The 25,686-nt window shown below is 46.0% G+C and carries 23 protein-coding genes and 1 other RNA gene; 8 read left to right on the top strand and 16 right to left on the bottom strand.

Annotation, left to right across the window (positions count from 1 at the left end; genetic code table 11):
* Positions 1-44 precede the first annotated feature (44 nt).
* From ubiE to ACZ5XY_RS09325, 3 genes are read left to right on the top strand one after another with little or no spacing between them, the layout of a single operon-like run.
* Positions 45-1,073: a bifunctional demethylmenaquinone methyltransferase/2-methoxy-6-polyprenyl-1,4-benzoquinol methylase UbiE gene (gene ubiE / locus ACZ5XY_RS09335; protein ID WP_464741032.1), complete on the top strand. Its 1,029-nt coding sequence runs from the start codon at positions 45-47 to the stop codon at positions 1,071-1,073.
* 39 nt (positions 1,074-1,112) lie between these two features.
* Positions 1,113-1,814 carry a ubiquinone biosynthesis accessory factor UbiJ gene (locus ACZ5XY_RS09330; RefSeq protein WP_464741030.1) on the top strand — a complete coding sequence of 234 codons (702 nt, stop codon included), beginning with the start codon at positions 1,113-1,115 and terminating at the stop codon, positions 1,812-1,814.
* A 23-nt stretch (positions 1,815-1,837) separates the two neighbouring features.
* Positions 1,838-3,496, top strand: coding sequence for an ABC1 kinase family protein (locus tag ACZ5XY_RS09325; RefSeq protein ID WP_464741028.1), 1,659 nt, complete (start codon positions 1,838-1,840; stop codon positions 3,494-3,496).
* A gap of 60 nt (positions 3,497-3,556) precedes the next feature.
* On the opposite strand, the gene ruvB is transcribed toward ACZ5XY_RS09325, so the two are convergent.
* The 7 genes from ruvB to ACZ5XY_RS09290 form a co-directional block, all read right to left on the bottom strand.
* The gene (gene ruvB / locus ACZ5XY_RS09320; RefSeq protein ID WP_464743851.1) at positions 3,557-4,537 is read right to left on the bottom strand and encodes a Holliday junction branch migration DNA helicase RuvB; all 981 of its coding nucleotides are present in this window, start codon (positions 4,535-4,537) and stop codon (positions 3,557-3,559) included.
* A gap of 121 nt (positions 4,538-4,658) precedes the next feature.
* Positions 4,659-5,279 (bottom strand): Holliday junction branch migration protein RuvA, encoded by a 621-nt coding sequence (gene ruvA / locus ACZ5XY_RS09315; RefSeq protein ID WP_464741026.1) that lies wholly within the window; start codon positions 5,277-5,279, stop codon positions 4,659-4,661.
* Between the two features lie 45 nt (positions 5,280-5,324).
* Positions 5,325-6,365: a class II fructose-bisphosphate aldolase gene (gene fba / locus ACZ5XY_RS09310; RefSeq protein ID WP_464741024.1), complete on the bottom strand. Its 1,041-nt coding sequence runs from the start codon at positions 6,363-6,365 to the stop codon at positions 5,325-5,327.
* Between the two features lie 179 nt (positions 6,366-6,544).
* The gene (locus ACZ5XY_RS09305) at positions 6,545-6,943 is read right to left on the bottom strand and encodes a hypothetical protein (RefSeq protein ID WP_464741022.1); all 399 of its coding nucleotides are present in this window, start codon (positions 6,941-6,943) and stop codon (positions 6,545-6,547) included.
* A gap of 235 nt (positions 6,944-7,178) precedes the next feature.
* Complete coding sequence (locus ACZ5XY_RS09300; RefSeq protein ID WP_464741020.1) at positions 7,179-8,393, bottom strand: phosphoglycerate kinase; 1,215 nt, start codon at positions 8,391-8,393, stop codon at positions 7,179-7,181.
* A 122-nt stretch (positions 8,394-8,515) separates the two neighbouring features.
* Positions 8,516-9,160 carry a thiamine phosphate synthase gene (locus ACZ5XY_RS09295; protein ID WP_464741018.1) on the bottom strand — a complete coding sequence of 215 codons (645 nt, stop codon included), beginning with the start codon at positions 9,158-9,160 and terminating at the stop codon, positions 8,516-8,518.
* Between the two features lie 96 nt (positions 9,161-9,256).
* On the bottom strand, positions 9,257-10,306 hold the full coding sequence (locus ACZ5XY_RS09290; RefSeq protein WP_464741016.1) for a serine hydrolase: 1,050 nt from the start codon (positions 10,304-10,306) through the stop codon (positions 9,257-9,259).
* Positions 10,307-10,814: 508 nt separating this feature from the next.
* Between ACZ5XY_RS09290 and ACZ5XY_RS09285 the strand changes: the two genes are divergently transcribed.
* The 3 genes from ACZ5XY_RS09285 to ACZ5XY_RS09275 are packed head-to-tail and all read left to right on the top strand — an operon-like array spanning position 10,815 to position 14,798.
* Positions 10,815-11,450: a response regulator gene (locus ACZ5XY_RS09285; protein WP_464741014.1), complete on the top strand. Its 636-nt coding sequence runs from the start codon at positions 10,815-10,817 to the stop codon at positions 11,448-11,450.
* 18 nt (positions 11,451-11,468) lie between these two features.
* A complete protein-coding gene (locus ACZ5XY_RS09280) occupies positions 11,469-13,205 on the top strand; it encodes a sensor histidine kinase (RefSeq protein WP_464741012.1) in 1,737 nt (578 codons plus the stop codon).
* Between the two features lie 24 nt (positions 13,206-13,229).
* Complete coding sequence (locus ACZ5XY_RS09275) at positions 13,230-14,798, top strand: sigma-54-dependent transcriptional regulator (protein ID WP_464741010.1); 1,569 nt, start codon at positions 13,230-13,232, stop codon at positions 14,796-14,798.
* A 20-nt stretch (positions 14,799-14,818) separates the two neighbouring features.
* Here ACZ5XY_RS09275 and ACZ5XY_RS09270 read toward each other — a convergent pair whose 3' ends face one another.
* The 4 genes from ACZ5XY_RS09270 to gpmI form a co-directional block, all read right to left on the bottom strand.
* Positions 14,819-16,270, bottom strand: a complete 1,452-nt coding sequence (locus ACZ5XY_RS09270; RefSeq protein ID WP_464741008.1) for a S41 family peptidase — start codon at positions 16,268-16,270, stop codon at positions 14,819-14,821.
* 116 nt (positions 16,271-16,386) lie between these two features.
* A complete protein-coding gene (locus tag ACZ5XY_RS09265; RefSeq protein WP_464741006.1) occupies positions 16,387-16,716 on the bottom strand; it encodes a hypothetical protein in 330 nt (109 codons plus the stop codon).
* Positions 16,717-16,749: 33 nt separating this feature from the next.
* Positions 16,750-17,127, bottom strand: coding sequence for a hypothetical protein (locus ACZ5XY_RS09260; protein ID WP_464741004.1), 378 nt, complete (start codon positions 17,125-17,127; stop codon positions 16,750-16,752).
* 194 nt (positions 17,128-17,321) lie between these two features.
* On the bottom strand, positions 17,322-18,950 hold the full coding sequence (gpmI, locus tag ACZ5XY_RS09255; RefSeq protein WP_464741002.1) for a 2,3-bisphosphoglycerate-independent phosphoglycerate mutase: 1,629 nt from the start codon (positions 18,948-18,950) through the stop codon (positions 17,322-17,324).
* Positions 18,951-19,223: 273 nt separating this feature from the next.
* Here gpmI and ssrS point away from each other — a divergent pair.
* Positions 19,224-19,416: non-coding RNA, 6S RNA (ssrS, locus tag ACZ5XY_RS09250), on the top strand.
* Positions 19,417-19,500: 84 nt separating this feature from the next.
* On the opposite strand, the gene ACZ5XY_RS09245 is transcribed toward ssrS, so the two are convergent.
* Entirely contained in the window at positions 19,501-20,136 is a 636-nt protein-coding gene (locus tag ACZ5XY_RS09245; protein WP_464741000.1) for an FxsA family protein, read from the bottom strand.
* 157 nt (positions 20,137-20,293) lie between these two features.
* Here ACZ5XY_RS09245 and ruvC point away from each other — a divergent pair, with 157 nt between their 5' ends.
* Positions 20,294-20,878, top strand: a complete 585-nt coding sequence (gene ruvC, locus ACZ5XY_RS09240) for a crossover junction endodeoxyribonuclease RuvC (protein WP_464740998.1) — start codon at positions 20,294-20,296, stop codon at positions 20,876-20,878.
* Positions 20,879-20,895: 17 nt separating this feature from the next.
* Here the strand turns inward: ruvC and ACZ5XY_RS09235 are convergent, their stop codons facing one another.
* The 4 genes from ACZ5XY_RS09235 to ACZ5XY_RS09220 all read right to left on the bottom strand — a co-directional run bounded on the left by ACZ5XY_RS09235 (position 20,896) and on the right by ACZ5XY_RS09220 (position 25,571).
* On the bottom strand, positions 20,896-21,768 hold the full coding sequence (locus ACZ5XY_RS09235) for an META domain-containing protein (RefSeq protein ID WP_464740996.1): 873 nt from the start codon (positions 21,766-21,768) through the stop codon (positions 20,896-20,898).
* A 293-nt stretch (positions 21,769-22,061) separates the two neighbouring features.
* Positions 22,062-22,721 (bottom strand): glutathione S-transferase family protein, encoded by a 660-nt coding sequence (locus ACZ5XY_RS09230; RefSeq protein WP_464740994.1) that lies wholly within the window; start codon positions 22,719-22,721, stop codon positions 22,062-22,064.
* 196 nt (positions 22,722-22,917) lie between these two features.
* Complete coding sequence (locus tag ACZ5XY_RS09225; protein ID WP_464740992.1) at positions 22,918-23,556, bottom strand: peroxiredoxin; 639 nt, start codon at positions 23,554-23,556, stop codon at positions 22,918-22,920.
* A gap of 290 nt (positions 23,557-23,846) precedes the next feature.
* Positions 23,847-25,571 carry a glutamine--tRNA ligase/YqeY domain fusion protein gene (locus tag ACZ5XY_RS09220; RefSeq protein ID WP_464740990.1) on the bottom strand — a complete coding sequence of 575 codons (1,725 nt, stop codon included), beginning with the start codon at positions 25,569-25,571 and terminating at the stop codon, positions 23,847-23,849.
* Between the last annotated feature and the right edge of the window lie 115 nt (positions 25,572-25,686).

Below are 25,686 nucleotides of genomic sequence, written 5' to 3'. Positions count from 1 at the left end.
GCTGCAATTTTGATAACAATAACAACCAAACTTTGGATATTTTTATGACCGATGCAACCGAAAATCACAACGAAACCAATAATATTAAAAACCTGCAAGATAAGCTGGTCAAAGACAGCGTTGAGCACAACGAAGCCTTAGTAAAACAGGCGGCAAAGCGTCAAGAAACGGCGACCACTAACGATGACTTTACCCAAGTGGAAGCGTTGCCGATTGGCGCGCCGCAAGGTCAGCAAGACTTCACCGACCAAAGCCTTGATAGCAAAAATAAAACCTCAGCATTTCATCAGCGCGATGACATCAGCAACCCGCACATAAGCAGCACCGATGGCAATGAAATCACCCACTTTGGCTATCAATCGGTCAATAAAGCTGACAAACAAGCTCGCGTGGCAGATGTTTTTACTTCCGTTGCCAAAAAATATGACATCATGAATGATTTGATGTCATTTGGGATTCACAGGCTTTGGAAACGCTTTGCCATTAGCTTATCCGGCGTCAGGTCAGGTCAGCACGTTCTTGATATCGCAGGCGGTACCGGCGATTTGGCAAAAGTCTTTAGCCGTGAGGTGGGGCGGCGCGGTCACGTTGTGTTATCTGACATTAACCCTGCCATGCTTGAGGTGGGTCGGGAGCGCTTGATTAACGCCGGCTGCAATAACGTTGATTTTATTCTTGCCAATGCCGAAACGCTGACGCCTTTTGAGGACAACAGCTTTGATTTGGTGACCATCAGCTTTGGGCTTCGCAACGTCACCGACAAAGAGGCGGCGCTTAAATCGATGTTTCGGGTGTTAAAACCCGGTGGTCGATTGTTAATTTTGGAATTTTCCAAGCCTATTTTTGAGCCGTTATCGAAAGCTTATGATTTGTACTCGTTCACCGCGCTACCGCTGATGGGCAAAATTGTGGCAAACGATTCTGAAAGCTATCGCTACCTTGCCGAATCCATCCGAATGCATCCCAATCAGCAAACATTGAAGCAAATGATGGAAGATGCCGGTTTTGAAAATTGCGATTATCATAATTTAACCGGCGGTATCGTTGCCGTTCACCGCGGCTTTAAAGCGTAGCGGTCGTTAATTTTTTTATTATAAAAAAGGTATCCTGTGATGCTGACTGTGCTTGTGTTAGCGGCAGCTGAAAAGCTGATAAATTTTGCCATTCAAAGCGATGACATTACCAAATCTGGGCTTGAGCCGCTTTGTGGCAAAGTGCTCAGATTGAATATGCAGCTGCCGCAGTTGCAACTTGAAGTTTTGTTTAATCAAGACCACATTCGCTTTGAGCCGGTGACGACGCCAAGTGTGTTTGAGACGAAACATCAGGTCGCAGACAGCGAGCGGCAAAACGCGTATTTAGCAGCAAATCGAATCGGTTTCAGTCAGCCGGATTGTACCATTTCGGTTGCCAATCCGGCTGAGCTGTTAAACCTTATTCGCAGCGCCGAGGGCAATTTGCCGATTGCAGGGGACTACAAAATCCTGATGCAACTCAAGCAGCTGATAGCAGGGTTTGACCCTGACATTGCAGGTCAGCTTGAGCCGATGATTGGCAAGCCACTAGCCAGTCAGCTGCAATTGGTCATTAATCAGCTAAAAGGCAACCTGCGCCAGTCCGCCAAGCGCACTTTTTATGACATCAGTGACTGGGCAAATGACATTGCCGGAACGGGCGCTCCTGACCCAAGCGATAAATCAGAGGCGGATAAGCTCAAACAGCAACTGCTCAGGCTGCGCGCCGATGTTGAGCGCGAAGAAGCCCGACTTGCCTTAATTAAAGCGGAGCAAGCGCGCCTTAATAATCAGCCTTAAGTGATTTAGAGTAATTATCCGTCATGTTATTATCGCACCACGCCCGCCTGCTTGAGCTTTGGGGAATTGCTGCCCGTTACCGAATTGACTCCCATTTTGCTATTGAAGAGGCGCCGCAGCTTGTGCCTATTGCAAGGCTTATCAAATTACACCCAAAAGCTTGGGGCAAATCGCATCAAGATAACGCCATTAAATTTGCTTTAGAGGACATGGGAACGCTGTTTTTAAAATTAGGTCAGCTGCTCTCAACGCGCCGCGATTTGGTGCCACCTGAAATTATCGCTCAGTTGGTACAATTGCAAGATAAGGTAAAGCCCTTTGATTCAAGCATTGCCATTGCCCAAATTGAAGACAGCAAATTTGGCTTAGGGGCGCCCATCAATCAGCTGTTTGCGCGATTTGATGACAAACCGCTTGCTGCTGCTTCCATCGCCCAAGTTCATACCGCAGCCCTCACCGATGGTCGTGAGGTTGTCGTCAAAGTCGTTCGCCCTGATATTCATAACGTTATTGTTCAAGATTTTGAATTGCTGCGTGAGCTTGCCAGTTGGCTTTCAGCAAGAATTGAGGCGGCGCGAGCGGTTCACCTGATTGATATCGTTGAAGATTATCGGCAAGTGATGCTCAACGAGCTTGATTTAACTTTGGAGGCCGACAACACCACCAAGATGCGCGAGAACTTTTTGGGGTCAGCGCTGATGTATGTGCCGCAGGTTTATGACGCCGCTAAAAACGTCATGGTGATGGAGCGCATTCAAGGCGTTCCCATTTCGCAAACGGCGCTGTTTGATAAGCTTGGCTACGACCGCGCCGCGCTTGCTGAAAAAGGCTTAACCATTTTTTTCACCCAAGTGTTTCGCGATAACTTTTTTCATGCCGACATGCACCCCGGCAACGTGTTTGTGGAAACGCCGCCGGTTGCCACTTTAACGCAAGCCAATCCGCCAAGCCTAACTCATGCGCCGCGCTATATCGGTCTTGATTGCGCAATTATGGGGTCGCTATCAAAAGACGACCAATTAATTGTGGCGCGGCTTTTATTGGCGGTGATGAACAATAACTTTACCGCGCTTGTCGATATCGTCAGCCGCGCTGGTTGGATTCCGCCGAATACCAATAAACATGCGCTGGTTCGCGATATGCGCCGGACGGTCGCGCCCATGCTACAAAAGTCCATCAATGAGATCGATTTTGCCGGTGTATTGATGCAGATTTTGGACATTGCTCGCCGCCATCACATGAGCATCCCGCCGCAATTGATGCTGCTTTTAAAGACTTTGGTTCACGTTGAGGGTTTGGGTCGCGATTTGTACCCTGATTTGGACATCTGGTCGCTTGCAAAACCGATTTTAACCGGCTGGGTGAAAGAGCAGCTTGACCCTTTGCGCAATTTGCAAGCGCTTCGTGAGCAGTTGCCTGAGCTACTGCTTTCAACCACCGACATTCCAAGGCTGCTTGACCAAGGATTGCAAAGCCTTGCTTCTCAAGGCGCACGGCAAGACTATCAGCTTCGCGAAATTCAGCAAATCCGCGCAGACTTACTCAACAATCGCCGCCGTGATTGGGCAGCGCTTGCCGGATTTGGGATTTGTATTGCCATTGCCACCCAAGTCATTGCTGCCGTATCGCCTGTATTTTATTTGCTTGCGGTATTTTTTGTGATTTGGCGAATGCTGGCTTAACCGTATTTTTTTAAAAGTTTTGCTTGAACCTTTTAATGTCATAATGAACGGCAAATGCTATTAAGCCATTTGGTCAATTGCCATTTGGGTAAGTACCCGACCGCGAGCGGTTCTAAGCACAAAGCCTTGCTGAATCAAATACGGCTCAATCACATCTTCAAGCGTTCCGCGGTCTTCTGCCATGGCAGCCGCAATAGCTTCAACGCCCGCCGGTCCCCCATCAAAGCGCTCATGTAAAATCTCAATATAGCGCCGGTCTAAATGGTCAAGACCGCGGCGGTCAACCGCCAACATATCAAGAGCGCCGGCGGCAATCACTCCGGTCACCGTGCCATCACCTTTGACTTCGGCATAATCACGGACGCGGCGCAGCAAACGGTTGGCAATCCTTGGCGTTCCGCGCGAGCGTCTTGCAATTTCAAGCGCGCCATCTTCGCTCATCGGCACGCGCATCAGCCTTGCTGCTCGGCTGACAATGGTGGTCAAATCGGCAATGTTATAAAACTCTAAGCGCTGAACAATGCCAAAGCGGTCGCGAAGTGGCGAGGTTAATAGTCCTGCCCGTGTGGTGGCAGCAACTAAGGTAAATGGCGGCAAATCAAGCTTGATGGAGCGCGCTGCAGGACCTTCACCAATCATAATATCCAGCTGAAAGTCTTCCATTGCCGGATATAAAATTTCCTCAATGACCGGACTTAAGCGGTGAATTTCATCAATAAAAAGCACATCGCCTTCTTCAAGGTTGGTCAGCATCGCCGCCAAGTCCCCTGCCCGCTCAAGAACTGGTCCTGAGGTTGAGCGCAAGTTTCCGCCCATCTCGCGAGCAATGATGTTGGCAAGGGTCGTTTTACCAAGCCCTGGAGGTCCAAAAATCAAGGTATGGTCAAGCGCTTCATCACGAGCGCGAGCGGCGCCAATAAATACTTCCATCTGCTCACGAACCACCGGCTGACCGATGTATTCCGCCAAAAGTGAGGGTCGAATATTGGCATCCGGCGCATCCCCAATGCCAGCTTCAGGATTAATCAAGCGATTTTGCATCATAGTTTTTGCCTAAAATTTTGGAAAAATAAAGTTAGCATAGCAGATTTGGGCGGTTAAATTTGCGCGCTCATAAAAAAAGCGACATCTGCTGTCGCTTGATTTTAATGCAATTGCTAAATTAAAAACCAGATAGCTGCTTGAGCGTGGCTTTTAGCAAGCTTTGGGTATCTGCAAAATTATCGCCCTGACTTTTCGCCGCTTTAATGGCAAGCTGAGCTTCTTTTTCCTTATAGCCCAAGCTAATCAGCGCGCCTTCGACCTCAGCAATGATACTGCCTTCATGAGGAACGCTAGCTTCGCTCATCGTCAGCTCTAAATGAACACTGTCCATTTCAATGTCGTTAAGCTTATCTTTGAGCTCAATCAATAAACGCTGAGCCGTTTTTTTGCCAATTCCGGGGATTTTGGTTAATGCAAGCTCTGAGCCTTGCTCAACGTGCAATTTTAATTCCGAGGCGCTCATGGCAGACAGCATGGCTAATGCCATTTTTGCGCCAACACCATTGATTTTAATGAGCCTTCGAAATACGTCGCGCTCTTTTTTATCCAAAAATCCAAACAGCAACTGTGCGTCCTCACGGACATGAAAATGCGTCCAAAGGCTCACCGATTGCCCAAGCTGCAACTGACAAAACGACGGCAGCGGCAGCTCAATCTCATAGCCCACGCCCGATGCGGTCATCAGGCACGCCGTTGGTGCCATCAACTGCTGAACTGTTCCTGAAACCATGCCAATCATAACTGTCTTATCCTTGTTGTCAGCTGCTTGGGTTGTCTTGCCAAGTTATTTTTGGTAAAAGCGAACCATATTTTCAAGGCTAATCGGGCGAATGTTATCCGCTTGACCTGCCGAGCCAAACGCTTCAAAACGATTGCTACAAATATCGCTCATCGCAACCATCGACGCTTTAAAGTATTTTCTTGGGTCAAATTCGCTTGGGTTTTTAGCTAAAAACTCGCGAATCGCGCCCGTTGATGCCAAGCGCAAATCGGTATCGATGTTGACTTTACGAACACCGTGCTTGATGGCTTCAACAATTTGCTCAACCGGAACGCCGTAAGTCTCACCGATATCACCGCCAAACTCATTGATGACTTTGAGCCATTCTTGCGGCACTGACGATGAGCCATGCATCACCAAATGGGTATTAGGAATGCGCTGATGGATTTCTTTAACCCGCTCAATTGATAAAATATCGCCCGTTGGTGGTCTTGTAAACTTGTAAGCGCCGTGGCTGGTACCAATTGCTATCGCTAGCGCGTCAACATTGGTATCATTCACAAACTGTTCCGCCTCGTCAGCACTGGTCAACAGCTGCTCGGTATCCAAAACGCCCTCAGCACCAATGCCATCTTCCTCACCGGCAAGCCCCGTCTCAAGACTTCCTAAACAGCCGATTTCACCCTCAACGGACACGCCGCAAGCATGCGCCATTTTAACCACCTCACGGGTGACACTGGCGTTATAGTCATAATCCATTGGCGTTTTGCCGTCCTCGCCCAATGAGCCGTCCATCATCACCGATGAAAAACCAAGCTGGATTGAGCGCTGACAAACCGCAGGAGAGGTGCCATGATCTTGGTGCATCACCACCGGAATATGCGGCCACTCTTCGATTGCCGCAATGATTAAATGACGCAAAAATGCAGATCCTGCATAGCCACGAGCGCCAGCACTGGCTTGAACAATCACCGGTGAGTTGCAAGCATCCGCTGCCATCATAATGGCGCGCATTTGCTCCAAATTATTGACATTAAATGCGGGAACACCATAACTGTGCTCAGCGGCGTGATCAAGAAGTTGACGAAGAGAAATTAAAGCCATAACACGCTCTCAAAATAAATATAAAGTAAAATCGCAAAAATGACCCGTTGCCGTGGTCATTTTCAAAAGCGATTATAGCAAATTTTGGTCGCGCTCGTGACAATTAAAACAACCCCCCTAACGCAAAAAAAGCCTTGGTTACCCAAAGCTTTTTTGATACGGCTTTTTCAACAAAAAGCTTAGTATTTTTGGTCTTCAGCAACCGCCGCTTCAGCTTCATTCGCTTCTGCATTTGCAGCAACGTCAGTTGCACCATCAGCCACTTTATTTGCGCCTTCGGCTACGGCTTCAGCAGTATTAGCTACCACAGCATTTGCCCCTTCTGAAAGTGCATCGCCAGTTTCGGCAACGGCTTCTGAAGCATTTTCGCCTGCCGTTTGCGCGCCCTCAGCAAGCTCAGTTCCGGCGTTTTGCGCGGCAACTTCAGCGTCAGCGGTTGCAGCTTCAGTGTTAGCTGCGGCATCGTCGGCTGCTGAATCTGCCGTTGCTGCTGCATTATCTTGAGTTTGTTGGCTACAAGCCGTTACTGCAAACGTTCCGGCAAGGATACTGGCAAGTAATAAATGACGTTTTAACATGATATTCCTCTTAATTTAATATTTTCTTAAACTTAACGCAGAATTTATAATTTGCCCAACAGCTTTAATTTTTCGGGGGAAATTAATTAAAAATAACCCTTACTCAATGTTATAAGACTAATAATAAAACCGTTGGAAATTATCCAAATCAGTGATAAAGACTATTTAAATCATCTACTATCAAACCTCAATAGAGTAGCCGAACTTGCCGAGAATTGTTGTACAAATCGTGTTACTACTGTTGTAATTCTAAAGCAGCAACTGCTGGCAAGGTTTTGCCCTCAACAAATTCTAAAAACGCGCCGCCGCCGGTTGACAAATAGCTGACGCCTTTTTCAACATTATATTTATCGATGGCGGCTAAAGTATCGCCGCCGCCGGCAATTGAAAAGCCTTGGCTTTGTTCAACAGCTTTTGCCAAAATTTTGGTGCCCTCGCCAAACGCATCAACTTCAAAAACGCCGACCGGACCATTCCATAAAATGGTTTTGGCAGTTAAAATGGCTTCGGCAAGTTTTTCAGCACTTTTTGGGGCAATGTCCAAAATCATGTCGTTATCGCCAATCTCGCTGACCGCTTTGATGGTGGCTTTGGCGTTTTGTAATGACCCCATAAAGTCATCAAAATCAATGGCGTTTTTATCAGCAACGACAACAAATTCGGGCAATAAAATCTCGGTTTTGCTCATAATGTCGCGCGCGGTTTCCACCAAATCTGGCTCGAAAAGCGAGGCGCCAACCGAATAGCCTTTTGCTGCCAAAAAGGTATTGGCAATGCCGCCGCCAACGATAATTTGTGAGCAAATCGCCGCTAAACTGTTAAGTACTTCAAGTTTGGTGGAAACCTTTGAGCCGCCAACGATAGCAAGCATGGGCTGAGCAGGCGCTTCAATGGCTTGGGCAAGCGCATCAAGCTCGGCGGCAAGCAGAGGTCCTGCACAAACTGGCTTGTCGGCTGCTCGCATCGCGCGCGTGACGCCCTCAGTTGAGGCTTGCGCGCGGTGTGCTGTTCCAAAGGCGTCCATCACAAATACGTCAGCAAGGTTGGCATAAGCCTGAGCAAGGTCGCTTACGTTCTTTTTTTCGCCTTGATTAAAGCGCACGTTTTCAAGCAGTACCACCTCACCCATTGCCACATTAACGCCATTGGTTAGATAATCGTCAACCAAGCGTACGGGTTTGTCAATGCTGGCGCCAAGCTTATTGGTTAAATAGTCAGCCACAGGCGCAAGTGAGTATTTTTCCTCAAATTCGCCCTCAGTAGGACGCCCTAAATGTGAGCAAACAATCACCGCTGCACCTTTATCCAGTGCCATTTGAATGGTCGGCAAGCTTGCTTGCAACCTAGCATCGCTTGCCACTCTGCCCTCTTTAATGGGAACATTTAAATCTTCGCGGATAAGCACCACTTTATTGGCAAGCGGCATCTCGCTCATGCGTAAAAAATTCATGACTGACTCCTAAATCGTTATTATCTCTAAACTTTCGACCAAATTGCGACCTGCATTTTAGCTGCGCCGCTTATCAGCGTCAACGGTTGGCGGCGCGAGTTTTAACACAAGATTTAAAAACTTCAAGCAAAGTGCAGCAACGCTTTTCGCCACTCCTCACAGCGCTTGGCTATTTGAGAGACGGGCAAATCCATAATATCGCCAACCACGGCAACATAACCAATAGCAAGCTGTGAAAGTTTGCTGATATTTTCAGCACTTAAGCCGCCAATCACACAAATATCAATACTCTGATTGCAGCCTTGTTGAAGCTTATCAATGCCAATAGTAGCTGCGTTTGGCTTGGTGGTTGAGGCAAAAATAGCGCCCATTGCTGCATAAGTTGCGCCCTCATCTTTTGCTCTAGCCACCAAATCCAAATCGCCATGGCAGGTTCGACCGATGATGGCGTCAGAACCAAGCTTGGCTTTGGCGTCCAAAACATTGCCATCACTTTGACCTAAATGAACACCAACGCCAAGCTTGGCAGCAAGGTCAATATCATCATTCATCACCACCGGAGTTTGATATTTTTTGGCAAGAGCGATAATTTGCCGCGCTTCCGCCTCAAGTCTGTTTTGACCCTCTGTTTGCAAAAGCACTTTTTTGCGGCGAATTTGCAAAAGTCCAATCACGCCCGTTGCAAGCGCAGCTTCAAGCTTTTGATAAAGCAGCTCAAAGTCATCATCACTGGTCAATAAATACAGTTGAGGAATGCTTGTGGTCATTATTTTTGTCCTAATTGTTATTTTAGCTTTTCAAATGCCCATAAAAAAAGACCGTTATTGGGATAACCGTCTTTTTTATTTTTAATCAATAAAGCTTTACACCGTTTGCCGCGTTGATAAGCTATTTAGGATACTTTTGGCATCTGCCCAACGTGTGTTTGAGCTGTTAGCGCCTAAAATGACAATGATGGCAGGGCGGTTATTGACCCGAGTTTCCATGACCACGCAGCGACCGGCTTCGTTAATAAAGCCAGTTTTTGAAATACCAATGGGGTAATCACCTGAGCGCACAAGAACGCTGGTGTTATTGGCTTTATAAACGCGGTTGCCTGAATTGTAGTTCGACACGTAAAAGTCGTAGTTTTTGGTGGTTGAGAAACGGCGGATGACGTCATAGTTACCGGCGGCTTTGACCATTTTGGCAAGGTCGCTTGAGGAGGCAACATTGCGCTTATCAAGACCGGTTGGGTCACCAAAAAAGGCGCTGTGCATTCCTAAGTCTTTGGCTTTTTTATTCATCGCTCGCATAAAAGCATCATAGCCGCCCGGATAGTTACGCGCTAAGGTTTTGGCAGCGGGGTTTTCTGACTTCATCAATGCCATCAATAAAAATTCGGCGCGGTTCATGCGATCGCCAACTTTTAGGTTGGAGCTGGCGCGTTTTGGGCCAACAAAATCACTTGCGGTCAAGGTAATTTCTTCACGCATATCAAGGTTGCTGTCAAGAACCACCATCGCGGTCATAATTTTGGTGATGGATGCCATGGGGCGCGCCACATCAGAGCTTTTTTCGTAAATGGATTTTCCAGTTTCTAAATCCATCACATAAACGCTTGAGGAGCTGGTGCTGATCGGCAACATGGCGCTGCTGTTATAGCCGTTATTATAAGTCGTTTGATATGGCGGGGTGTAGCCGCTGTTATACTGACTATCTGTAGGATAGCCATTATCAACTTTTTTTACCGTCGTCGCACCGGAATTGGTTCGCATGATGCTGCGGGCTTCTGAGAGGCTATCTGCCCCGCCCCAACTGATCTTAGCGCTTGTGTCGCTGCCATTGATGGTCAATGCAGCTTGGGCTGCACTTCCTAAGCTCAATGAAATTAAAGCGGCAAGCAGCTGCTGTTTGGTTACGGGTGATTGCATGGTTTTTCCTCCAAGAAAAGCTTGACGTTCCTACCGTGAGTCATGATTGATGCCGACAATGTTAGACAGTAAGACAGCATAACTTACATAATGACTGGTTTTATTAACACAATGAACGATATCGTAGCAATTTTAGATGGGTTTATAGATGGACAAACATATGATTTGTATGGTTAGTGTATCATAAACAAGGGTCAGTTTTCATCTACTAAATTGACTTTATAGGATTTTTTTTATTATGATAAAATTCTTTTACAATGGCTTAAGTTTTTAGTCAAAAATGCTTAATGTTGGGTAAGGTACGCGTGAGAAAGAGTTATACTGACGCGGTCATTTTGCAAAGTAGTAATTAATATTGAAACTGTTGGGACTTTACTGGCAACAAAAGCTGCCATTTAATCAAGAAAATGCTTAGGGCTTTTGAGGGCAGCCTCCCTATTTTTTCTTTGTGTTTTTAATCCTATCATGGGTATCATGAACCGGTTGAGCCATTGCTAAGAGGGTAATTATGATTCGAGTTTTGGTGGTCGATGACCATGATTTGGTGCGAATGGGCATCAGCCGCATGCTGGCGGACAGTCAAGATATTGAGGTGGTGGGCGAGGCAGACAGCGGTGATGCTGCCATCAAGCTTGCCAAACAATTAACGCCCGATGTGGTGCTGCTTGATGTTAATATGCCGAATATCGGCGGCGTTGAGGCAACCAAGCGTTTGGTACAATTGGATATGGGAATTAAGATTTTGGCGGTGAGCAGTATTGCCTCTCAGCCTTACCCCTCAATGCTATTAAAAGCAGGCGTTAATGGCTATATCACTAAGGGGACGCCGCTTGATGAGATGATCCGAGCGATTAAAAAAATTCATCAGGGGGGTCGCTATTTTAGTCATGATGTCGCGGAACAATTAGCCGATGTTTTATTGTCCGACAAAGCCAGCTCACCGTTTGATTTGTTAAGCGAGCGTGAAAAACAGGTGGCGATGATGGTGGTCAACTGTCAAAGCCCACAGCAAATCGCCGATCAGCTGTTTGTCAGCGTGAAGACCATCAACACGTATCGATATCGCATTTATGAAAAAGTGGGCGTCGATAGCGATGTTAAGCTTACGCATTTGGCAATTCGCCACGGTCTGATTCAACCCTAAAGGTTCGTTAAGGTTTTTATGCGGCGCTTCCCAGTCACTTTAGCAGTTTTAGAGTATTTGCAACAATCAGACCCCCTGCCCTCGCCGCAGTTGCGCCGTTTAGGGCTGATTTACAGCACGTATCGTTTGGTGGTCAGCTTATTTTTTATTTTAATGAGCTATGTGGGCACAAAATCTAACGACGACTTACTGCTGCCAAGTTTACTGCAACAAACGGCGCTTGGCTTTTATGTCGTTATTAGCTTGCTTTTATTTGCCTTATTTTATGTGGTGACGCGTCACCCGCGCCGTCAGCTTATTTTTGGGCTGAGCCTTGATGTGGTGATTTTAAGCTTATTACTTTATACCAGTGGCGCGCCCGATTTACAGTTAACCATGCTTTATATGGTGGTGGTGGCGGCAAGTTTCATGCTGCTTCAGGGGGCGCAAGCGCTCGTGATCACGCTGCTTGCGATTATTTTTGTCATTTATCAGCAGTTTTTTTATGCCATTGCCAACAGCATGAGCCTGAACAATCTTGCTGATGCGCTGCTGATTTCCGTCAGTTTTTTAGCGGTGGGGTTTTTAAGCTGGTCGGTGTCACAACGCTTGGTTCATGTCGAAAAAATGGCAATTCGGCAAGCAGCTGAGGTTGAGCGCCTAAACGCAATCAATCAAGAAGTCATCAGTCAAATGCTCAGCGGGGTGATGGTGATTGATGACTCGCGGCTGGTCATGGCAAACAAAGCGGCGTATCAGCTGCTAAATATTCCAGCGTTTGACAATCAGCACTCCTTACTACCCGAGGAGCTGTCAAGATTAAATCCTCAAGCGCGGCTGCCTTGGTTATCATGGCACAGACAGCAGCAGTTGCTTGCTAAGCCTGATGCGATCCGCTACTTTGAAGACCAAGTCAGTCATCAGCACCCCAAGCTTTTGGTCAGCTGCTTGGCAGTTAGCGCCGGTCAGTTACGCAGCTTTATCTATGAGTTGCCGGCACGTCAAGACTCAATCATCGATAAACTTCGGGTACAAATCATTCCGCTAAAAGACCAAAGCCGACTGATTTTGCTTGAAGATTTGCGCCGTGAGCAAGCCGGCGCGCAACAGTTAAAACTTGCCTCTTTAGGTCAACTAACGGCAAGTATCGCCCATGAAATTCGCAATCCATTAGCGGCAATTTCTCAAGCCAGTCAGCTGTTGATGGAAGATGTGTCGGCACAAGATGATGCTAATGGCGAATTGTACCAAATGATTTTTGACCAAACTAAGCGGGTCAACCGCATCATTGAGGATGTGTTAAAACTATCGCGTCAAGAAGCGCCCAGTCGCCAGCGCATTGACCTTCCCATTTGGCTTAAAGAATTCTTAGACAACTATTTTTCAGATAAAAACGTTACTTTACATGCCAAAAATTGCCCTAAGGTTTGTTTTGATGCCCATCAGTTAGAACAGATTTTGATAAATTTGATTAATAATGGTTTGCGATATAGTGGTCAAGTTCACCATAATGCTGGCGTGGATATTGAAGTCTATTGTCATGAAAACGATGTTATAATCGATGTCATTGATGACGGTTTGGGCGTTCCCAACCCGCAAATTAACGAGCTATTTAACCCCTTTTTCACCACGGATAAGGCAGGAACGGGGCTTGGGCTTTATTTATCGCAGGCTTTTAGTGGGGCTAACCATGCTCGGCTATTGTATGCGGCGGATCATCCAAAGACCTGCTTTCGGTTGATCATTCCAAAGGCTCAAGATAAATCAGATGAGTAATACCATGATAATAAGAGGGTTGCTATGAGCGCACGAGCACTGGTGGTAGATGATGAGGTGGATTTGTGCCGATTGATGCAAATCACGTTGACTAAAATGGGTATTAAAAGTGATGTTGCCTACTCGCTTGAGCAGGCGCGCGCCTTTTGGCAGGACAACACTTACGATTTTTGCTTGACTGATTTGCGGCTGCCGGATGGCTCAGGGCTTGAGCTGGTCAAAGAAGTGAGCAGCACCTCAAGCACGCCCATTGCCGTCATCACCGCTCATGGCAGTATGGATTTGGCAATTGAAGCGCTCAAGCTTGGCGCGTTTGATTTTGTTAACAAACCCCTTGAATTGCCAAGATTACGGCTGCTCGTTGAAAACGCCTTAAAAGTCATTCGCCAAGCTCCCGAAACCGCAGTTGAACAAAAAAGCCCTGAACAGACCTTACTTGATGAGCGCTTGATTGGTGATTCTGAAGTTATGGGGCAGCTAAAGCGCACCATTTTAAAGCTTGCCCGCTCACAAGCGCCGGTATTTTTATCAGGCGCGTCCGGAACCGGAAAAGAAGTGGTGGCAAGGCTTATTCATGATTTAAGCCCGCGCCGTGATGGTACGTTTGTTCCGGTCAACTGCGGGGCAATTCCCTCTGAGCTGATGGAGTCAGAATTTTTTGGTCATAAAAAAGGCAGCTTTACCGGAGCGGTTGCCGACAAGCAAGGCTTATTTCAACAAGCCAGCGGCGGAACCCTGTTTTTAGATGAAGTGGCAGATTTGCCGCTTGCCATGCAGGTCAAGCTACTTCGCGCCATTCAAGAAAAAACCGTTCGCGCCATTGGCGATACCCGTGAAGTTGCGGTTGATATTCGCATTTTAAGTGCCACCCACAAAGACTTAGCTCAGCTTGTGCAATCGGGCGCGTTTCGTCAAGATTTGTATTATCGCATTAACGTCATTGAGGTGAAACTGCCGACCTTAAAAGCTCGTTTTGCTGACATTCCGGCGCTTGCTACCCATTTTTTAGCCTTAATTGCGGCTGAGTGGCAGCTAGAAACTGCGCCAACGCTGACCAAAGCCGCGTTTGAGCGCTTGCAGCAGCACGACTTTGCCGGAAACGTCCGCGAACTTCGTAATATTCTGGAGCGTGCCATCACCATGGCAGAAACGGATGTCATTGATGCCGAACATTTAGGATTGCCCGAATTACTGCCAAATGAGCCGCAAGCCTCAGCAGCTTTGCAAGACAAGCTTAGCGAGGATGACTCACCACAAGAGATACCGCTATCAAATGACGCCGCTGAACACCCCTACCGCAGCACAATCGCTTATCCTGAGCAAAGCGCTGCCTATCAGCAGCCGTTTGAGGAGTTACCGCTCATAACGCCCGAGGTTGCGCTTGCCGATTTGGCGTTGGAAGATGACATGGATTTACCGCAAAAAGGCTTGGAAGCGTATTTGCAAGCTCAAGAAAAGCAGCTGATTATCAAAGCGTTACAACAAACCGACGGCAACAAGACCCAAGCCGCCGAGCTGCTTGGGACGACGTTTCGCTCATTGCGGTATCGCATGAAAAAACTGGACATTGATGAGGATATGAAAAACAGTTAACGGTGATTAGCGAGAACTCATTATTTTTCGATTCGGTTTTTATTTTTTAACTTCTCACTTTGCACAAAACGAATACCGCTCGACTGCGCTTGTTTTCTTAAAATATCAAGCGCTTGTTTTTCCCAAGTGTTCTCATTTCCTGACAAAACCACCTCAGGCTGAACGCCAACTTTTTCAATTTGACTGCCGTTAGGGGTTAAATAATGCGCCACGGTCAATTTTACCGCATGGTCATCATCAATTGGGATGACCGATTGCACTGAACCTTTGCCGTAGCTGACCTCACCGACGATGGTTGCGCGTTTTTGTGCTTGCAAACTGCTTGCCAACACTTCTGCGGCTGACGCCGAATAGCGGTTTTGCAACACGACAACGGGCAATGGTTTTAAAATCGCCCGACCTTTGGTGGCAAGCATCTTGGTGGCTTCACGGCGACTTTTTACTTGAACCACATCGCTATCTTCCATAAACAAGCTTGCCACCTGAACTGCTGACGCCAATACCCCACCTGGATTGTCACGCAAATCCAATAAAATTCCAGAAACAGGGGTCTTAATCTTGGTTAAGCTGTCCAAAATTTGCTCACGACTGGTATTTTGAAACGCAGGCAACTTAATCACCGCCAAATTATCAACCACTTTGACACTGATGGTTTGCGGATGGCTGTTATTGCGCTGCAAACTTACCGTATGTTTGCGCCGACCGGCTTTTGAGGTCACCACATCGATTTGCGAGCCAGCAACGCCCGTTAATAGCTGCTCAATGTCGTTGGGGTTTTTGTTTTCATCAAGCTTAACCTCGCCTATTTGGTGCAGATAATCGCCTTTGCTAATGCCTTTTTTATCCGCCGGCGAATTATTAATCACCTCAGTCACTACCCAATAGCCGACATCGTCTTGATATTGCGCCTTGATACCGATATCGCCCACATCACCCTCAGCAAAGGCTTTTAGGTTTTGATACGCCTCAAAATCCAAAAATTCGGCGTGGCTGTCAAGCTTGGTGAGCATTCCGCTCATGGCGTTGTTAAACAGCGTCTCATCGTTAACGATGTCCACATAATCGCGGCGAACCAAATCCACCACTGCAACAAAGGTTTTTAGGGTGTTTGGCGAAATGGCATTGAGTGGAACGTGGGCAACCTCGGGCGGAATGTCAATCAGCGCGTCGTCCATATCCACCGACAGTTCATCATCTAAAACACTGCCATCTAAATCACCATCATCAATCGCCGTTAAATCCGGCTCGGCATCAATCAAGTCCTCATCAGTTTGAACTTGGCTAGGCGCAGCGCTTATTGACGGATTATCGGGCGCTCGGCGAATGATTTTTTGGCTGTTATTGACATCTAACGCCGCAAGTAAAGGCGGCGGCGCTGCTTGCGCGGTAATCGTAAGCTGACAGCAAATCGCAATGGCGGTCAATTTAAAAAGGTTGGCAAAACAGGAACTTGGCTTCATAGGGCGGCGCATAACTCTCTCATCACTCAATAAGGCAAAATAAAGCTACCTTAGCATTAATTAGGCGGCAGCGACTATAAGAGTATTGCAATTAAAGCACCTTAATAATGCACTACTAAAAATAGGATTTATTCATTTTTGATTGTTAAAATATAGTTGATGTATTTTTTTTCTAAGACGAGTGCCAAAAAAAGTATAACTAAAAATAAGTACAAAAATAGCAACGAAAGGACGATATTAAAAATACTTCCAAAACCCAAAGAGTTGCAAGCTTTAGCTATGTCATTCATCACAGCTAGGTCAGCACAAACAGCGGTTAACTGCCAAATCTCTTGTATAGAGTATACAGAATGAATCGTCCACGCTATAGAGATGACTAATACCGCCATCATAACTGCCTTATGATATTTTTTTGATGCAAGCCTTTGCGCCAACCAGTCTTTATCTTTTTGTTTCATGAGGTCCGACCATAGATTAACAACAAGAGTGTTTTATAAAGATTTGTGCTTTGCTCTAAGCCAAATTTTAAAAACCATGGCTAATAAAATGAAAATAGCCAAAAATAAGTAGGCTTTGCTATTCGTTACTGAAAACCTATAAGAAATCAGTCCAATAAATATTAAAGCAGCAAATAGCTGAAAATAAATATCTTTATCTTGTGTTAAAGTTAACTCTGAAATTTCTATACGTTCAGAAGCGGAATTACTCGATAAAACTCCCAAAATAAAAACGACTGTTATCAGTAGCACTATAAGACTAACGGCAACAGTGGTGGACAGTAGCCTGCTTTCACTTGCAAAGATTAAAAGTATTAGCGGAATAAATAATATAGCAGTTATAAATTTAGCTGTTTTTTCTTTGATTAGCATCTTGAAACTGCTCACTCTTTTTTAATTTATCTATTGTCCTAAGACTTTCTAAAAAAAGCCTTTTTTAGCCATCTTTTTTGTCTTTAAAACACAAGAATAGAATTAAACAGTAGTAATAGCAAACAAATATTTAATATTGCAAAAAAGGAAAGGCAAACCACCTTTCCTCTTGAAAAACTATGTTTAATTTAAGCTTAGCTTGCCGCCGTTAACACGCTCTCGCCCGTCATCTCTTTTGGCTGCTCAAGCTGCATGAGGGATAAAATAGTTGGCGCAATATCGCTTAACTTGCCGCCCTCACGGACTGTTACCGCTTTATCGCCCACGTAAATGAGCGGCACAAGCTCGGTGGTATGCTGAGTGTGAACCTGACCGCTTTCATGGTCATGCATTTGCTCGCAGTTACCGTGGTCAGCGGTGATGAGCAAATCGCCGCCCATTTTACAAACGGCAGCCTCAATGCGACCCACACAAGCATCAAGCGCCTCAACGGCTTTGACGGTTGCCTCAAAAACGCCAGTATGACCGACCATATCACCGTTGGCGTAGTTGACGACCAAAACGTCATAGTCGCCCGACTCAATCGCTGCAACCAGTTTGTCCGTCACTTCAAAGGCGCTCATTTCCGGCTTTAAATCATAAGTTGCCACATCAGGCGATGGCACTAAAATTCGCGTCTCACCCTGATATTCTTCCTCACGACCACCGCTAAAGAAAAAGGTCACGTGAGCGTATTTTTCAGTTTCAGCAATTCGCAGTTGGGTTTTATCTTGGTTTTGTAAATATTCGCCAAGGGTATTGGCAAGCGAGGTTGGAAAATACGCCACGCTCGTGTTTGCATTATTGGCAAGGTCTTCAGAATATTGAGTCAGCATGACAAATGCCGCAAGGTTTGGCTGCTTATGGCGGGCAAATCCAGAAAATTCAAAATCTGGCAGCACAAACGCTTGGGTCAACTCGCGGGCGCGGTCGGCGCGAAAGTTCATAAAAATAACCGCGTCATTGTCATCGATGGTCACAGGCTTATCGCCTTGTTCAATGACTGCTGTTGGACTGACGAACTCGTCGGTTTCGCGGGCTTTGTAAGCGGCTTGAATGGCGCCGTCAGCGCGGGTGGCGCAGCGGTCAAACTTGCCTTCGGTTAACAGCTCATACGCTTTTTGAACGCGGTCCCAACGGTTGTCGCGGTCCATAGCAAAGTAGCGCCCAATCATGCTGGCAATTTGAACGTTGGCTTCGTAGTGGGCGTTCAATTTATCAATGTAATCGGTCAAGCGGTTGATGTATTTGTCCGCAGATTTGGGCGGGGTGTCACGACCATCTAAAAAGCAGTGAACGAACACTTGCTTTGCGCCATGGACGACCGCTGAATGGCACATCGCTTCGATATGGTCTTGGTGCGCGTGAACACCGCCATCGGACAACAGCCCCATGATATGAACGCGACCGCCTTTGTCATTGGCAGCATTGATTGCGCCAACCAACGCCTCATTTTTATAAAATTCGCGGTTGGCAAGCTCGCTTGAAATCCGCGTTGAGTCTTGGTAAAGCACGCGACCTGCGCCTAAATTCATATGCCCCACTTCTGAATTGCCAAACTGACCATCGGGCAAGCCGACATCTTCGCCTGACGCTGAAATGAGTCCATGCGGATACTGCTGATAAATTCGGTCTAAATTGGGGGTATTAGCGGCGGCAATGGCGTTGTCCTCTTTATCCTCACGGTGACCAAAGCCATCTAAAATCATCAAAACGTGCGGGGTTTTTTTGGTTGAGCTTTGAGAAATAGAGCTTTGGGAAAGCTGACTTGACTGACTGCTCATGAATGAGTGCTCCTCATAGAACGGGAAAATAACCACAAAAAGGCGTTGGCAAAAATTGGCTATCCCATAATTGTTATTAGGGATAAAAAGAATAATTAACAACTATAGTAGCATAAATTGCTTAGAAGCTGAAAAAAGCTGCTTGTCAAGGCAATCAGGTTATCTTTTTATGAGCAAATTTGAGCAATCGTAAGCAAGCATTACGGGCGGCGATTGGGCGTTATTAATCTGTAATTGCCACTTGCAATGCCCTAACGCATTCGTTAATATGCAATTATTCTGGAGTGCTCGCTAGTGGATGGTATTCCCTGAGCCGATAATGCGTTAAATGGATGCGCTACCTATTGCTTTTTTGTGTAAGCCTGCACCTTTTGGTGACTCAGGAAACCTGCCGAAGCAGTGACGCATCCGCCCTGAACTTCACGGTTCATGGGTCCACATCTTACGGCGGTACTCCGGTTGTCTTATTTGGCAGTAACTCTGCTACCAAAAAGCCCCTAAATCAGGGGCTTTTTTTATCATAAAACTTTTCAAGCTATCCAGCTAAAAACTACTCATCATTGGCAGACTTGGTAATTTTTTTGACATCTTTTGGCACTGATTTTGCTGTGCCGTCAATGGTGGTGCTTTGTTTAAAGACGTTGCCAAACGGATTTTTATTGCCATTGTCAAACGGATTATCATTGCCAAATGGGTTTTGGTTGTTCATGCCGCCCATACCGCCAAACGGGTTTTGACCACCCATGCCGCCCATACTTCCAAACGGGTTTTGACCGCCCATTTGCTTTGCCATCATTTCCATCATTTTTTGCTGATTGTTCATGACGTAGTTGTTTGCCATGTTTTTAAGCTTATTTTGAACCGGCGGTAAAATGACCAAAACCGCAAGTAAATCGCTTAATATTCCTGGAATCAGTAACAAAAGCCCTGCCACTGCTAATGCCACACTTTTTACCATGGTCGATTCTTGCGGTCGCATGGCAGGGTTCATCATGCCACCGGCTTTCATTTGCTGTGCCATGGGGTTGAGCGACGCCATGGCTTTACGAAGCATACTAATGCCAATAACCGCGGCGATAATAAACCAAACAAACACCAGCCAGCCACTGATAAACTGCGCGATTAAATACCAAAGCAGCATCTCAATAATAAACCAGACGATGGCAATACCAACTATTTGACCCATAAGGTGTCGTCCTATAACGAATAACGTAAATAAAAAGCGTAAATTGTAAAAATTTGGCGCGAATAAAGATGATTATGGGGACGGCTTGCTATACTATCAAACTTAGCGCTGCTTTTTAAGTCAGCAATTTATACAAAACTTGCAGTATTGGACGATTATGGCAATTATTATTGGTATTGACCCCGGCTCACGAATGACCGGTTATGGGGTGATTCAACAGTCAGGAGATAAGCTGACCTTTATTGACGCCGGAACCATTCGCACCGATACCAAAGAGATGCCGGAGCGTTTAAAGCGTATTTTTCAAGGGTTAACGCGAACCATTCAGTATCACCAAAAGTATGCCAATGAGCCAATTTTTGGTGCCATTGAGCAAGTATTTATGGCAGAAAATCCAGATTCGGCATTAAAGCTTGGTCAGGCTCGCGGCGCGGCGATTGCAGCAATGGTGGCGCTTGATTTAGAAGTGTCCGAATATACCGCAAGGCAAATCAAGCAAGCGGTTTGCGGTTATGGCGCAGCGGCAAAAGAACAGGTTCAAGAAATGGTTTGCCGAATTTTAAGCTTAGATATCGTCCCACAAGCGGACGCCGCCGACGGTCTTGCCTGCGCGATTTGTCACGCGCATTCAAGCCACTCGATGAATAAACTGCTTTTAAATAGCGCCCTTCGCGGTCGCAGCACCTCTAAGAAAAAAGGGCGCTGGCGACTGTCGGAAGAGGATTTGGCGCAATTAAGCTAGAATTGATTAAACGGCTGTTAATTGCTATCCATGTTTTTTGCAGACTTTTCAATCACGGTATCTAGTACATAAGCATAGCCGTCTTTATCAGCGTTTTTATCGTCGGTTTTGTAGCGCTGAAGTCTAACCACTTCATCATTGTCAGGGTCGTGCTGATGGCCATCAATCGTTCCTGCAAATTCAGCCCAGTCGCCCTCGCCGGTTTTGATACCTTCATCATTATAAGTAATCGGCTTGACTTGTAAGCAGTCCTTGCTAGCGTCCTCTTTACAGGCTTTCGTATCAGCCGCAATTGCCCAAAAAATGGTCTCGCCTTTGCTGTTATATTTGGCTTGCGCGGTCAAGCGCCCTGACCAATTGAGCGTACTGCCATCTTTTGCCGTTAGAGTTAGCGTTGGCGAGTCAGCATTGACCTTATCAACCTTAAGTTGACTTGCGCCTTGCATCAGCTCATTCAGCTTGTTTTCTGCCGCGTCTAAATCTTCGCAAAACATCTCCGTGCTCATGGCATCATTAACGATAAGCTGGTCATTTTGCAATTGATAACCGGCACTCATGACATTACAGCCAACGCTATAATTGACCGAGTCTTGACCATGATATTTATTAAAGTTAAGTACGATTTGCTCTTTTACTTTAAGTAGCTCGTTAAGGGGTCGCTGATTAGGGTCTTTGGCATCGATAAGTGTCCAGCGGTAGCGAATCAGCTCAGCGTTGGCATCGTTTGTGCTGGCTTCACTGTTAGTTTCATTAGCAACTTCACCCATTGTACTGCTACTCTCTGACGGTGCGGTCACGGTATTGTCAGTGGTGGGCTTTTGACAAGCGCTTAACATCAGCCCGAGTGTTAGTAGGCTTGGCAGTAATATGGCGTTGGTTGTTGAATTCATAATCGCTCCACTTCATGATGACAAACTTGTCTTATAAGCCGCTTTTATTAACCACGAACGTTTGCAACTTAGATTTTGGTTAATACGCTACCGATTGTTACGGATAAAATCGTTCGTTAACTATAACTCTCAGTGATATGTTTTTTGTAATACTCTAGTAACGATATGTTTAGCTTCGTTTTACGATTTTATATTCAGTTTTTTTGTTAATGATAGGGCTTTTCAACTTTAAAATAATATTTATAAAAAATGGACAGCCGCTGCTATCCATTTGTTGTTTTAACCCATAAGTTTTAGCTTGCTAAATTTGCTTTGGCTTTAGGCATGGTGTTAATGCTAAAGCGGGAATCCATTTGTTGGTAAAAGCGTGCAATATTGTCCCCAAAATCATTTGGATTGACCTTGAGCACTTTGCCAAAATCAAGCCCAATATAAAACACAATATCAGCAAAAGTTAAGCTATCCGTCACCAAATAATCGCGACCTTCCAGTACCTTTTCAAAATACGGTAACGCTTTAATCGCGCGATTGATGGAAACTTGAGCAAACTCGGGAACTTGCTCGACCCGCTCCGCTTTTGAGGGGTGGCTGTGCTGAAAGGCAAGCATAAAGTTATAAAGCACTTCAAATTCAGCAATCCTCCGCATAGCGCAAACTTGGGCGCGCTGAACCACATCATTTCCCATCACTGAGCGCTCACCAAACACGCGGTCAAGATACTCACAAATTGCTTGTGAGTCATTGAGCACCATACCGTCATCAAGGGTCATCACCGGCAGCGTTTGCATGGGATTCAGCTTAGTAAATGCTTCGGTCATGTGCTCTTTTTTAGCCATATCAACATCGACAAGCTCTAAGTCGTCCATATCATCAACGTCTAAGCCTTTTGAAGCGAGCAAAATCAGCGCTTTTCTTGGGTTCGGGGCGGTTCGGCTGACATATAATGTTTTCATAATCACTCCTTAATTAAAAATCTACTCATTCACTTGCTTTATTATTAGTTTGCTAAGCGTTGAGCTTATTATTGTTTGTCCTTTTAGCATCATAGCAAAAGCAATGATTGTGTTGGTAAAAAATAGTAAAAGCCCCATAACTTTTGGTTATAGGGCTTATTTTTATAACAGGGCTTGCTATTATTTATCCCAAGACTTACTTATTTGGCGCAGGGGTGGTTCGTAAATAAGGCTTGATTTCAGTGTGACCTTTGGGATAATTGGCAGCAATGTCTTCGTTTTTCACGCTTGGCGGGATAATCACATCATCACCGTCTTGCCAATCTACTGGGGTGGCAATGTTGTATTCATCAGACAATTGCAGTCCATCAATCACGCGCAAGATTTCATTAAAGTTACGACCACAGCTTGCAGGATAGGTCAAAATCAAGCGAACTTTTTTGTTTGGGTCAATGATAAAGACGCTACGAACGGTGGCGGTGTTATCAGCATTTGGGTGAATCATGTCATAAAGGTCAGCAACCTTGCGGTCATGGTCGGCAACGATTGGGAAGTTAACTGCCGTGCCTTGAGTCTCAGCAATATCGCCAATCCAGCCATGATGGTCTTCTAGGCTATCAACCGACAAAGCAATTGGCTTAACATTGCGCTTTTGGAACTCACCGCTTAGCGCTGCCGTGCGACCAAGTTCAGTGGTACAAACGGGCGTGTAGTCCGCCGGATGTGAGAACAAAACCACCCAGCTCTCCCCTGCCCAATCATAAAAATTGATGTCGCCGTCGGTGGTGCTTGCGTCAAAGTTTGGTGCGGTATCGCCCAAGCGTAAATGTGCCATGAGGTTGTCCTTTTAATTTTTGCCAATATAGACTGGCGCGGTTATTGTTTTAGTAACAGTAAAAATTTGTTAGCCGTGGGATTATTTTGTGACAAATCATCTTATCAAATTGGTTATGATTGTCTTGTGAGCGATTGTAATTCTGATATTCCTAATTGGATATTAGAGTGGCTCAAATGGCTCAAAAATTTTGCCAACTTTAACAAGTTATCATACCTTAATCGTCAGCCACAAAAAAGCCCGATTCTAGTTGTCTAAAATCGGGCTTAAATGATGACAAGTAATCAAGTTTAAGCGGGTTTATAGGTATCGCGAAGGCTTACGATTTGGTTAAACACTGGCTTTTCCGCGCTGTGCTCAAACTCATCACTGATAAAATAGCCTTCGCGCTCAAATTGAAATCGTGATTCGGGCAAGGTGTTGGCAGGTGATGGCTCAACAATCGCGTCTAAAACAGTCAAAGAGTTGGGATTAAGCGCCTCGTGAACGTCGCTCACGCTGCTTGGGTCAGCAACATTAAACAGCTGCTCATACAAGCGAACGGTCGCAGGAACGCCCAGACTTTCAGAAACCCAATGAATCACCCCTTTAACTTTGCGACCTTCAGGGTTATTTCCCAAGGTTTTTGGGTCAATTGTGGCTTTAAGCTCGACCACGTTGCCATTATCATCAAGGATATGTTCCGTGATGTTAATGACGTAGCTGTTGCGCAGGCGAATTTCAGGATTGTTTGGCGATAAGCGCTTATAGCCGGCAGGTGGCTCAATTTCATAATCGCTTTGGTCAATAAAAATGGTTTGGGTAAATGGAATCTCGCGCATTCCCAAATCAACGTTCGGGTGCTTAGGCTGACTCAGCCAAAGCGCGTTATTATCACTATCAAATCGCGCGTTGACGCTGTCTGACTTTAAGCTTTCCCAATCTTTTACCGCCTCATCAAAGTTGGTAATGGTCACTTTGAGTGGCTTTAATACTGCCATTCCACGAGCGGTGGTGTTCTCAAGTGATTGCCGGATGCTAAATTCAAGCAAGCGCATATCGACAACGCCGTCCGCTTTGGCAACGCCCACACGGTCACAAAAATCGCGAAGCCCTTCTGGCGTATAACCTCGGCGGCGCATGCCAGCGATGGTTGGCATTCTTGGGTCATTCCAACCGCTCACGATACCTTCGTCAACCAATTGCTTAAGCTTGCGTTTACTGGTCAACGTATGGTCAACGTTAAGACGCGAAAACTCATACTGGTGCGGCGGCTGCTCAAAGCCGATTTTGTCCACCACCCAATCATAAAAGGGGCGATGGTCTTCAAATTCAAGGGTACAAATCGAGTGGGTAATCCCTTCAATGGCGTCCGATAACGGGTGCGCAAAGTCGTACATTGGATAAATGCACCATTTATCGCCGGTTTGGTGGTGGCTTTGGTGCATTACGCGATAAATAATCGGGTCGCGCATGTTCATGTTGGGGTCATTCATGTCGATTTTGGCACGAAGCACCGCTTCACCTTCGCCAAATTCGCCATTTTTCATCGCCAAAAAGCGCTCAAGATTCACGCTGACGCTGCTGTCGCGCTGCGGTGACGGCACGCCGGCTTCTTTAAATGAGCCGCGATTGAGTTTAATTTGTTCAGGGGTCTGCAAATCGACATAAGCATCACCGCTTTCAATCAACTTAATTGCCCAGTCATAAAGCTGCTCAAAATAGCTTGAGGCATGGCGTGCTTCCCCTGCCCACTCAAAACCAAGCCAGCGAACGTCTTTTTTAATATTGTCAATATAGTCTTGTTTTTCGGCTGTGGGGTTGGTGTCGTCGTAGCGTAAATGACAAATGCCGCCAAACTCGTCAGCAATGCCAAAGTTTAAGCAAATGGATTTAACATGACCTAAATGCAAATAACCGTTGGGCTCCGGCGGAAATCGGGTAACGATTTGGTCATATTTTTGCTCTTTAACGTCATTGCGAATAATATTGCGGATAAAATCGTTTTTATGTTCAGGGGTTGAGTTGTCACTCATGAATTTGACTCCTACGTCAACGCTTACGCCTGCCAACCTTGCGGGGTCGTCAATCAGCAAATTTAAAAAAATTAGAAAATCAACAAAATGGCTTTATTCTAGCAGCTTTTCGCGA

This window comes from Psychrobacter sp. GTC18467 (assembly GCF_055397455.1).
Note: the sequence above shows the minus strand (reverse complement) of the source record. Positions and strands in the feature narration are given on the sequence as shown.